Source organism: Cryobacterium cryoconiti, assembly GCF_004403065.1.
Lineage (GTDB): Bacteria > Actinomycetota > Actinomycetes > Actinomycetales > Microbacteriaceae > Cryobacterium > Cryobacterium cryoconiti.
This window is the reverse complement of record NZ_SOHA01000039.1, coordinates 82,772-91,997: the sequence shown is the minus strand read 5'-3', so window position 1 is coordinate 91,997 and position 9,226 is coordinate 82,772. Positions and strand designations below refer to the sequence as shown.

Annotated in this window: 21 protein-coding genes and 1 tRNA gene; all 22 read right to left on the bottom strand. The window is 66.0% G+C overall.

Annotated features, from left to right (window positions below; translation table 11 throughout):
• Positions 1 to 560: 560 nt before the first annotated feature.
• The gene (locus tag E3T49_RS16860) at positions 561 to 920 is read right to left on the bottom strand and encodes an HNH endonuclease signature motif containing protein (RefSeq protein ID WP_134425378.1); all 360 of its coding nucleotides are present in this window, start codon (positions 918 to 920) and stop codon (positions 561 to 563) included.
• Between the two features lie 11 nt (positions 921 to 931).
• A complete protein-coding gene (locus E3T49_RS13290; RefSeq protein WP_134425377.1) occupies positions 932 to 1,120 on the bottom strand; it encodes a hypothetical protein in 189 nt (62 codons plus the stop codon).
• A 265-nt stretch (positions 1,121 to 1,385) separates the two neighbouring features.
• Positions 1,386 to 1,445 (bottom strand) — tRNA-OTHER (locus E3T49_RS16235).
• Between the two features lie 65 nt (positions 1,446 to 1,510).
• A complete protein-coding gene (locus E3T49_RS13285) occupies positions 1,511 to 2,353 on the bottom strand; it encodes a DUF7341 domain-containing protein (protein ID WP_134425376.1) in 843 nt (280 codons plus the stop codon).
• Positions 2,350 to 2,805, bottom strand: coding sequence for a hypothetical protein (locus E3T49_RS13280; protein WP_134425375.1), 456 nt, complete (start codon positions 2,803 to 2,805; stop codon positions 2,350 to 2,352). Before E3T49_RS13280 ends, E3T49_RS13285 begins: the two co-directional genes overlap by 4 nt.
• Positions 2,802 to 3,539 carry a hypothetical protein gene (locus E3T49_RS13275; protein ID WP_134425374.1) on the bottom strand — a complete coding sequence of 246 codons (738 nt, stop codon included), beginning with the start codon at positions 3,537 to 3,539 and terminating at the stop codon, positions 2,802 to 2,804. The genes E3T49_RS13280 and E3T49_RS13275 overlap by 4 nt, the downstream gene beginning before the upstream one ends.
• The gene (locus E3T49_RS13270) at positions 3,532 to 3,789 is read right to left on the bottom strand and encodes a hypothetical protein (RefSeq protein WP_134425373.1); all 258 of its coding nucleotides are present in this window, start codon (positions 3,787 to 3,789) and stop codon (positions 3,532 to 3,534) included. Before E3T49_RS13270 ends, E3T49_RS13275 begins: the two co-directional genes overlap by 8 nt.
• The gene (locus E3T49_RS13265; protein WP_134425372.1) at positions 3,786 to 4,046 is read right to left on the bottom strand and encodes a hypothetical protein; all 261 of its coding nucleotides are present in this window, start codon (positions 4,044 to 4,046) and stop codon (positions 3,786 to 3,788) included. The genes E3T49_RS13270 and E3T49_RS13265 overlap by 4 nt, the downstream gene beginning before the upstream one ends.
• Complete coding sequence (locus E3T49_RS13260; RefSeq protein ID WP_134425371.1) at positions 4,043 to 4,480, bottom strand: hypothetical protein; 438 nt, start codon at positions 4,478 to 4,480, stop codon at positions 4,043 to 4,045. The genes E3T49_RS13265 and E3T49_RS13260 overlap by 4 nt, the downstream gene beginning before the upstream one ends.
• Positions 4,477 to 4,836, bottom strand: a complete 360-nt coding sequence (locus E3T49_RS13255) for a hypothetical protein (protein ID WP_198414256.1) — start codon at positions 4,834 to 4,836, stop codon at positions 4,477 to 4,479. Before E3T49_RS13255 ends, E3T49_RS13260 begins: the two co-directional genes overlap by 4 nt.
• Entirely contained in the window at positions 4,833 to 5,276 is a 444-nt protein-coding gene (locus tag E3T49_RS13250) for a hypothetical protein (RefSeq protein ID WP_134425370.1), read from the bottom strand. Before E3T49_RS13250 ends, E3T49_RS13255 begins: the two co-directional genes overlap by 4 nt.
• Positions 5,273 to 5,485 carry a hypothetical protein gene (locus E3T49_RS13245; protein WP_134425369.1) on the bottom strand — a complete coding sequence of 71 codons (213 nt, stop codon included), beginning with the start codon at positions 5,483 to 5,485 and terminating at the stop codon, positions 5,273 to 5,275. The genes E3T49_RS13250 and E3T49_RS13245 overlap by 4 nt, the downstream gene beginning before the upstream one ends.
• A gap of 77 nt (positions 5,486 to 5,562) precedes the next feature.
• Positions 5,563 to 6,012, bottom strand: coding sequence for a hypothetical protein (locus tag E3T49_RS13240; protein WP_134425368.1), 450 nt, complete (start codon positions 6,010 to 6,012; stop codon positions 5,563 to 5,565).
• Positions 6,009 to 6,176 carry a hypothetical protein gene (locus E3T49_RS16230; RefSeq protein WP_166785553.1) on the bottom strand — a complete coding sequence of 56 codons (168 nt, stop codon included), beginning with the start codon at positions 6,174 to 6,176 and terminating at the stop codon, positions 6,009 to 6,011. Before E3T49_RS16230 ends, E3T49_RS13240 begins: the two co-directional genes overlap by 4 nt.
• Positions 6,173 to 6,475: a hypothetical protein gene (locus tag E3T49_RS13235; protein WP_134425367.1), complete on the bottom strand. Its 303-nt coding sequence runs from the start codon at positions 6,473 to 6,475 to the stop codon at positions 6,173 to 6,175. The genes E3T49_RS16230 and E3T49_RS13235 overlap by 4 nt, the downstream gene beginning before the upstream one ends.
• Before the next feature lie 158 nt (positions 6,476 to 6,633).
• The gene (locus E3T49_RS13230) at positions 6,634 to 7,035 is read right to left on the bottom strand and encodes a hypothetical protein (RefSeq protein ID WP_134425366.1); all 402 of its coding nucleotides are present in this window, start codon (positions 7,033 to 7,035) and stop codon (positions 6,634 to 6,636) included.
• Positions 7,032 to 7,370 (bottom strand): hypothetical protein, encoded by a 339-nt coding sequence (locus E3T49_RS13225; RefSeq protein WP_134425365.1) that lies wholly within the window; start codon positions 7,368 to 7,370, stop codon positions 7,032 to 7,034. The genes E3T49_RS13230 and E3T49_RS13225 overlap by 4 nt, the downstream gene beginning before the upstream one ends.
• 59 nt (positions 7,371 to 7,429) lie before the next feature.
• Positions 7,430 to 7,885 (bottom strand): hypothetical protein, encoded by a 456-nt coding sequence (locus E3T49_RS13220; RefSeq protein WP_134425364.1) that lies wholly within the window; start codon positions 7,883 to 7,885, stop codon positions 7,430 to 7,432.
• A gap of 3 nt (positions 7,886 to 7,888) precedes the next feature.
• On the bottom strand, positions 7,889 to 8,398 hold the full coding sequence (locus E3T49_RS13215) for a single-stranded DNA-binding protein (protein ID WP_134425363.1): 510 nt from the start codon (positions 8,396 to 8,398) through the stop codon (positions 7,889 to 7,891).
• Positions 8,398 to 8,655, bottom strand: a complete 258-nt coding sequence (locus E3T49_RS13210) for a hypothetical protein (RefSeq protein ID WP_134425362.1) — start codon at positions 8,653 to 8,655, stop codon at positions 8,398 to 8,400. Before E3T49_RS13210 ends, E3T49_RS13215 begins: the two co-directional genes overlap by 1 nt.
• A gap of 2 nt (positions 8,656 to 8,657) precedes the next feature.
• Complete coding sequence (locus tag E3T49_RS16225; RefSeq protein WP_166785552.1) at positions 8,658 to 8,816, bottom strand: hypothetical protein; 159 nt, start codon at positions 8,814 to 8,816, stop codon at positions 8,658 to 8,660.
• Positions 8,816 to 9,226, bottom strand: a complete 411-nt coding sequence (locus E3T49_RS13205) for a beta-sandwich lipoprotein (protein ID WP_166785551.1) — start codon at positions 9,224 to 9,226, stop codon at positions 8,816 to 8,818. The genes E3T49_RS16225 and E3T49_RS13205 overlap by 1 nt, the downstream gene beginning before the upstream one ends.

The window sequence follows — 9,226 nt, the reverse complement described above, 5'->3', positions numbered from 1 at the left end:
GAGGCCGGCTCCGACTCTTGACGCTTTGGCGGCTGGGTAGTCCGTCCAGGTCGACGAGTCCGTTGAGCTCGCGAAGGTAGCTGAGACCGTGAGCGGCACCTTCGCGATCTTTCCCTTTCGGAGTATCCGGTCCCACCGGACCCACCGCGGGAGGGAAACGAGCTCGGCCGGCAGCTTGCCGGCTAATCGGTGCCAGTAGACCCGGCACTTGGTTGAGCAGAATCGAGCATCCGTGCGCGATAGCTCGAGCGGGCTGCCGCAGTGGTCGCATGTTCTCATGGTCTAAGTCTACGCCATTTGTTACGGCTAGTGTGCGTAATTACGCGGAAGTCTCCCGCTGCCTGCTTGCGAGCAGGGCCAGGTGCCCACCTGGCGAGGAGGGGTTCCAAGATGGCCCTGACGCCCGTTTTCGGGCTTCAGGATCGATCTGGTGGCCGCCGGGGCTAAAATGCCGGGGAACCGTACGTCTGGGATTTTGCAGCCCCCTCCGGTACCGCTGCCGGGGCAGGGGGGAGGGGTCCCCGGCCCCCCTTTGGGGGACGAAAAGGGGCGAAAAACGATCAGAAAGGCGCTTTTTCGTCTTTTCCGAGTTGCGCTTCAAGCTGTGTCTTGCGCTTGTGACATGGGCTGCACAGCCCTTGGTGGTTGCTGTCATCCTCGGTGCCGCCTCGGCCTACGTTCAGCACGTGGTCGTCGTCGGTGGATGGTTGGGTGCAGCCGTGCTGGGTGCAGCGTGCGCATCCGGGGCAACGACAGATGGGGTCACGCGCCAGGATGCGGTCGCGTTGTGTCTTCGAGCGTGGTGCTCGGCTTGATGCGGTCGAGCCAGCCCATGCCACCGTGTGCTCGGGGCAGTAGGGGCGGGCTACGACGCGGGTCTCACAGGTGCGTTGACCGCACTTCTTCGGTGCCCTCGGCATGAGTGGCCGGCTCAGCGCCTGCGCCGTGCGCGTGCACGGTGGCGCTCGGTCTGCTGAAGCCGGGTGCGCTGCTTCTGTGACTGGGTGAGGTGCGGCATGATGTCGAACCAGCTCGGCTTGGTCACCCGGTCGACGCTGGGCGCTGAGCTGATGATGAGGACGGCGGAGCTGATGAGCAGGAACCAGATGAACGTCGACATGCTGGGCTCCTGTCTGGTGGTGCACGAGGTGCCACTCGCCCAGGGTGCAACGTATGCGGCACTCCGGCCGCCACCGTGGTTGATACGCACGATGACGGCGGCCGTGTCGACCTAGTGTGCTGAGGGCTGGCGAGTGGCGGTCGAGGGCGAGCAGCGGGGCGGCCAGTGGCTGCACCCCGCTGCTCGGCAGGAGACGGTAGCAACCCGAGTGGCTGCCGTCGGTATTCCGGGAGAGAGACCGGAAGTGAGGGGGTCGTGACCTGTGATGGCGGGGCAGGTTTCGAACCTGCGCGTGGGTATTGCTCTACCACTGAGCTGCCCGCCACTGTCGTTAAACAGCGAATGCCCACCGGTTCTTGGCAGAACGGTGGGCATGCACTAGGAACGCTATCAGATGAGGGCCATGTCAAGCGCTTCTTTCGGCGTGTTGAGTAAAGTTTCTTGTCCCTCGATGTGTAGGGCCAGCGCGCGCACGCGGACGCCGCCGACCCATGTTGCTTCGCACGACCGGCAGATGGCGGCGGCGTCGGCCACGGTGTCGAGGGCGTCGTCGTGGTACTCGAGGATCAAGGCGAACGTCTGGTCGCCGGTCTTTGGGTTGTGGGCGATGGTGGCCTCGCACTCGGGGCACGCGGCGGGGAGGTGGCGGGCGATGCGGGTGAGTGGCTTCTTCGTGATGGGGTCGAGCTTGACCTTGCGCACAGGGTTGCCGGCATCGTCCTTGACGACCTCGCCGTACTTGCGGACGACGGTGGTGTCGGGCTCACGCAGGGCGATGGTCAGTTCGAGTGTGCGGGGCGGGTCGAACTTGGCGACGATGGATCGTGCCCAGCCCTCGAGCGTGCGCACCTTCTCCTGGTATGCCTCGTCGGTGACGTTCCCGGCGGTGCGGTCGGAGTGGTAGGCGATGTACCACTGGCGCAGGGTCTGCTCGGGGGTGAGGTACACGGGCTGCTCGAGGCGGATGGTGAACCACTCGGAGATCTCGGCCTCGATGCGGTCGTAGAGTTCGAGGGCTCCAGCGTCGAAGGGGATGCGTTCGTTGCCGGGGGAGGAGCCGGCGTGTGATCCGATGCCGCCGACGATGGCGGCTCGCAGCTGGGCGAGGAGGGGCTCGTGCTCGACGCTGGAGGTGCAGGTGATCCCGGCGTCGTTGGCTTGGATGGCGGCGGTCGTGCGGGGCTGGGAGAGCTTGTCGACGGCGTCGAGCAGGTAGTTGAGTGCTTTGGTCATCGTCGGGCCTTGTCTGCGGCGAGCGCGGTGGTGCGTCGGGTGGGGGTGTGGGGTGGCATGAGTTCGTGGGGGTTGGGGGTGGTGTAGTGGTGGACGTGGGTGTTGGGGGCGTAGATGGTTTGTCGGGCGATTGCGGTGTCGAGGGCTGTCTTCTGGGCTTGGAGGCGTGCGGTGACGACTGCGTTGACCTGGAGGATGGTGGTGATCGCCTGGGCTACACGGGGTGTCTCGTGGGGGATGCGGGCTTCTGCTGCTGCGGGGCCGGTGTTGAAGATGGTGTACAGGGTGGCGGCTGCACGGGTGGAGGTGGGTCGGCCGAGTGCGCGGACGGCCAGCCGGGCCAGGCCGCCCTGCCGGCGGTCGGTGCGCAGCGCCACGAACTCGTTGTGCACGGCCGGGGACAGGCCGGCCATGCGCAGGCGGCGCGTCTGCCGGCGGGCGCGGGCGCTCACAGGTCCTCCTCAACAGGGTGCACGGTGACCAGGTCGTTGCCGCCGTCCCAACCCAGCAGCATCTTCTGCAGGTGAGTGCGCTGCGCCGCCTGGACCCGGTCACGTGCCGCACGCACGTGTGCGATGTACTCGGCACCGAACTGGCTCTCCTCCAAGGGCTGCCCACCCTCGAAGTACTGGCGGCGCAGCTCCGCCATCTCCTCGTGGGTGCGGGGCTTACTGGTGGCCGGGCCGAGCGTGATGGTTTGCGGTGCGTACTGACCCAGTGGGAACCGTGCGCGAAGCTGGGACGACTCGTTGATTCGGGCGATCAGCTCCTCGGCCGGGGCCAGACGTTCAGGCGCGACAGCAGACTGCATGAGCACGTGCGTCTCATCGATGATGGACAGGGTGCACTGCTGGCCACGGATCTGCGGGAACGCAGTGGCCACAGCGGTGCGGGCAGCTGCGGCCCTCTCATCCCTCTCCCGCGCCAGCTGCTCACCCATGTCGGCGAACACTGCCGCCGACTGCGCGAAGGTATCGGTGACGCTGGAGAAGGCAAGCATCATCTGGGCGAATGCCTCGAGGTGCGGGCGCACGTCAACGGTGATCCACGGGGCCGGCCGACGCTTCCACGCCGCACGGATCAGCTTCCGATCCGCCCGCAGCGCGTTGTGCACCGACGGCTGCCGGACATACGGGGTAACCAGGTGCAGGCGACGCACCTGCCGACGCGACCGTGAGCTACTCATGCCCGACTCCGACCTTCCCGAACACCATCCGTGGATGCGTCTTCACCGTGTTCGTGATCGTCCACCGCTCCACCCACATCTCCACCGTGTTCGACAGGCCGAGAGAGGTGAGCTGCGCACGGACGGCCGCCGCCTCCACCTGCACCTGCGTCTGCGCTTCGTTCTCACTCCTCCCGTGCTCGATCACCTCGGCCGGTGCGGCACCCTCGATCGTGTATCCACCCCGCCAGTAGACCTCCATGCCCCTCATGCCTGCATCCTCTTCCTCAACTGGTTCCGCTTCCTCAGAACGACCAGGCGACGCTTCTCCCTGTGGAACGACCTGGCGTACACCCACTCGCGGTATCCCCGGTAGGAGTCGAAGAGGCAGTCCTCACCGTTCGTGTCGCGGCGTGCGTCGACCTGGGCGCTGACGTGCGGGGCCACCGAGTACAGGAACATGGCCAGGACGATCGCGATCAGGGCGACGAGCGCGCCCCTCAGCGCGTCCAGCTCCCACGGCGTCATGACTGGCCGCCACGAGCAGCAGCACGTGCAGCAGCGCGTGCAGCCCGACGACGACGGCCCACACGGCGTTCGATGAGACCCAGCCCCTCATACGTCAGGAAGCCAGGCAGACAGGCCAACGGGGTCAGCCAGCCAGCGACAATACCGATCGCCGACATGCTGATCACCATGTACATGCCGCACAGGAGTGAGATGTACGCGGTCAGGCGGCGCAAAGCCTCGCTACTCGCCGGCCCGACCTCAGCCACCACCGCGCTCGCCGCAGGAGCAGACGCCTCACCATCGAGGCTCAACCCACCGATGATCCTCAACCGGTGCTGCACCTCCCCGTACGTGAAGACGGTCCCGTTGCTGCGGGCCACATCCATCTCGTAGATGAGCCCGTTGATCCCGTCCAAGACCTTGGCGGACGGCTGATCGGCATCCCGGCTCACTCCGACACCCCCGCCGTCGCATCACGGGCACGCCTCATGCCCTCAACGAGCGCCTCCGTGGACGCCCGAAGCTGAACCGTCACCACATGAGGCGGTGCCGCCAGACGCGGCGGCCAGTTCCAGCAGCCCGGAGCGGGCTCTTCGCTGTACGGCACGTCCTGGTTGAAGAACATGCCGGTGGGGTTGAGAACGCACAGCGAGACGGCAGGGAACTCGTTGTCGAGCGGGGTCGTGACCTCGGTGATGATCGCGGCGCGCGGGGCCGGCAAATACTCCCCGCCCGGGGTCCCATGGCTCTGGTAGTGGACGTTGCGGCCAATACTCGGCGCGGGCTGTGTGCTCTCGGTGATCGTCATGCAGGTGCTCCCTCTCGGATAGTTGCCGGCGTCCATGCGCCGAGGCGGTGAAGGTGGTAGGTGGCCATGGAGACAAGCTGGCCGAGCAGATAGGCAAACGGCTCGTTCGCCAGGGAGAAGTGCGCCCGTGCCCGCGAGTGCCAGCACACCCGGTCGGCCATGTAGATACCCATCGCCGCGTGTGCCAGCTCGTGGGCGACCACCTCGGCGTCGATCATCCCGTGGTGCATGCGGACGACAGCCGACACGGGCAGAAGCTCCGGCCGGCCATGGTGGTAGCCCCAGCCCTGAGTCACTGCGGCGGCGTTGTCGTCACATACGAAGCCGTTGAACGTGAACGCTGCCGCCTTCAGCTCCTCCACCGTGTCGTAGATGAACACCACGACGGTGCGCCGGATCCCAGTGGCCCGTGATGAAATCGTGAACCTCTCCGCGCTCATGCGCGACCGAACCGATGCTGTTCAGGATCGTCGCTGCGGAGCGGCGGCAGCCCGCAACGCTCCCGCACCGTGTCAATCGCCAACTGCTCGATCTCTTCGATCGTCAACCCTGCCTGGGCGAACAGCAGCACCGCGTCCTTGAACTCCTCACGGTCTGCCAGCAACGGCAGCAGCATGTCGAGCTTCTGGTCGAAGGACGACCGGGCCACAGCGCTCTCCACCACCGCGAGCAGTGCCCGGTTCCACGAACACACCCAGGCCTTCGCCGCAGCCCACCACCGGCGCATCAGGCACCCGCGTTCAGGTCACCGTCGCGGCGGGCCAGCGACTCGACATGCTTGAGGAGCGCGCCCGCGCTGGAGTGGTCGAGGGCGTAGTCGTTGCGCAAACGATCCGCGAAGGCGTGCAGCGTGCGGCGAGCTATCGCGGCGTCATGCGCGACCAGTATCGCGGCGGGATCCTCATCGTTGTCGACATTCCTGTACGCCTTGACCATGAGCCCGAGCGCCTTATTGAGTTCGGTCTGCAGCGAATCCCGCTCGGCGATGATCTGCGGCACTGCGTGAGCGTGAGCGCCCAGGATGCCTTCCGCTACCTCGAGGTCATCCCGCAGCTCGGCGACCTCAGCGTCGCGCGACGCCCGACCTGAGAGAAACTCCGTGCGTGGGTTGCAGCTCCGCGACGCGCCACGCTGAGTCTCGCGGTGAGCCCACGCGGCGTCGTCTTCGGCGGTCATCGGGTGGCCTTTTCCTCGGCGTGGCAGCAGATGCCGGCCTCAGCGGCGTGACCGTACGGCGTCTTGCACTTCGCGCAGCAGCGCTTCGGCCGCGGCTCCTGCACGGTGCCGTTCCATCCGTTCGGCAGCCACTCCGTGTGGGCGGTGGGATTCATTGCACTCATCGGGTGGTTCCTTCATCGGCGAACGGCATCAGAATGTGGGTGGCCAGCTGCACGGCCTGCGTCACGACCGCGGGGGCCGGCAGCGACGCAGCGACCGCCTCGAGCAGATCAGCCGTGGCCTCCGCAACCTTCCGGCTCCGGAACCCAGCACGCGGCAGGTCGATCAGCGCCGCCTGCAGGTACTCGGGGAACTCAACGTCCTGGTCAAACTTCGACGTGATCAGCCGGATACGCTCCGCAGCAGCGGTCAGCGTCGCTGACTCAGCAACAGTCGCCCACTCAGGGCGACCGGCAGTCACGAAAGCACCTCAGGACATGTCCGGCTCGGGCCGGTGAAACAGAAAGCAGGCATCGGGTTCCCCTCTCTCAATCCAGAGTGGCAGCCCGTGCCGACCCTCAGACGGCAACAGCCGCAGCGACACCAGGACGGCGTGTCGATGCGGCTGTAGACAGGGAATTACGCGGTAGTGGCCTCGGCGAGCGCCGGGGTGGTGTCGGGTATCTCGGGTGTGGGGGTGCTCGGTTCGGTGGGGGTGTGGTTGTAGCGGCGGAGGCGGCGTTCGGCGGTGAGGGTGGCTTCGCGGAGTTCGGTGCGGGCGTCGGCGATGTAGTGGAGCCAGGGGGTCATTCCGGGTTGGGTGGGGTAGGGCTCTTGGAGGTTGGTGCGGACGGCGGCGAGGCTGCGGAGGGTGCGGTTCGCTGCGGCTTGAATTAGGTCCAGGTCGGCGAGGACGTTCCGGAGTCGGTGTTCAGCGCTGGCCTGGCGGTGGGCGGCGGCTTGCGCTTTGCCCTCGGCGGTGGCGATGGCCGTCTGGAGTCGAGCGCCAGGCACAACCTCGGCGGGGAGCCGCGTGGTCACCGGGTCACCGCCGACCGGGAAGGCCCGCGCACCTCAAGGACCTTCGCGAAACGGATCAGATCCCGCCACGAAAACCCCGTCTCCACCGACACCGTCGCCCGGTTCACCGTAGCCACCTTGTGCCACCCCGTGGCCGTGCGCACGAACGCCGCACCCACCACATCATCACGGGTCAGCTTCACCCGATCCCGCTCCACCCGCCGTGCAACCCGGGCCGCAGCCGCCCGCTCATCAATGGCGGCCTGCTGCGCCGCCAAACCCTTCTGAATCTCAGCCTCGATCGCAGCCCCACCAATGCGGGACTGCGAATACCGGGCAGATCGTGACGTAGTCATGCGCTTCTCTCTCTTGCGGTTGATGGCGGGGGCGACGGACGCCGCCCCCGCTGGTGGTGCTACGGCTTGGGCGCGAGGTGCTTTCCCTCTGCCTTTGCCACCTGAAATATTCCGCGTGCAGCGGCGAGGAGCCCGGCCAGGAACTTCGCTGACTGGTCCACATCGCCCTGATCCATCTGCAACGCGACTGCGAACGCCGTTTCCCTGTCGTCGTTCGCGAGCATCGTCACGACGCGCATTGCGTTCAACTTCGGATCACGGTCATTCATCGGGGTCACCTGCTCGATCGCATACATGCCGTCCCCGTCCGTGGGCATGGCCCGCTTCATGAAGATCGCCCCGATGCCGGCGATACCTATCGCGAGTCCTGAGAAATGGCCGGGGCTCGTCACCGTTCGCATCATCGCGTCTGCCGCGGCCATCGCTTGCTCCTCGGTCCCATCAAGCAAGTCCGGCAAGTGGTGGGTGATGACCGCAGTTTGCTCAGCAGCTATCTTGTCCGTCTCGGCGCTCATGGCTCAGAAAGGTGTCTCGTCCTGGAACTGCGACGCGTCATTCCACGCCGAACCAGAAGCCGGCGCACCCTGACCAGGCGCAGTCGCCGCCCACGGCTCATCATTCCCAGCCACCACCGGCGCACCGCCACCACGAGGACCGTTGCTCGACTGCGTCCGCGTCAACTGCGCCGTCGCGTATTTGAGGCTCGGGCCGATCTCATCGATCTCCAGCTCCATGCTGGTGCGCTTCTCGCCTTCCTTCGTCTCGTAGCTGCGCTGCTTCAGACGGCCCGTCGCGATCACCCGGGTGCCCTTCGTTAACGACCCAGCCACGTGCTCCGCGAACTCACGCCACACGGACGCCCGGAGGAACAGCGACTCGCCGTCCTTCCACTCCGACGACTGCCGGTCGAAGTTCCGCGGCGTCGACGCGATCGTGAAGTTCGCCACCGCCAGCCCATTGGCCGTGTATCGCAATTCAGGATCGCTCGTCAGGTTCCCGACGACAGTGATTACGGTCTCGCCCGCCATCAGACGACCTCCGTCGCCGCGCTGAACACGACCGTGCGAGTCCGCTTCACGAACTTCAGACGGTTCGACGCATCAGGCTTGATGCCAGCACGCTTCAGCACGAACTTGTAATCGTCCTGCGCCTTGGCCCTGCCGGTTTCATTCGCCAACGGAGACACGACACCGCCAAGCGGGCTCAAGTCCCAGATGACCATCCCGTCCTGGTACTGAGCGCCGTACTCGACGACAGGCTCGTTCTGGGGTTCTTCGTGATCCATAGTCAGTTGCTCTTCTCTTCGTAGATGTCTGCCTCTTTTGCGGCGTCGGCGATTGCCTTCGCCCACGGGCCGGGAGCCTCGCTCACGCTGATGGTCACGCCCATGTCCTTCATCTTCTGCATCTGGTGCGCGAGCTCCTGCTCAGCGGTACGGCGGGCCATTACTGCTTGCCCGTCTCGACATCGATCTCCGGCAGGATGCTCTCCGGCTTGAAGATCACCCGGTGGTGGTAGACGCTCACGTCGACCGATTCGAGCTGCTCGGCCTTGTAGGTCACGTTGTCGCTCAGGCCCAGGAAGTGCTTCTTGTACTCGTCCGGGGCGACCTTGCACGTCACTTCGAGCTGGATGGCCTGATCGGTGATGGCGCAGCGGCCCTCGATCGTCAGGAGGTACGTGTCGGTGATGCCGTTGTAGAAGACGATGCGGCGCTCGACCTCGAACTGGTCAGCCGCAGTGGACAGGTTCTGAGATGCGCGGTCAGCATCGGAGACGCAGCCGGCCAGCGTCGTGGCGGCCAGCACAGCCAATGCGGCGAGCGCGATGGCCTTCTTGCGGTATTTCGTGGACAT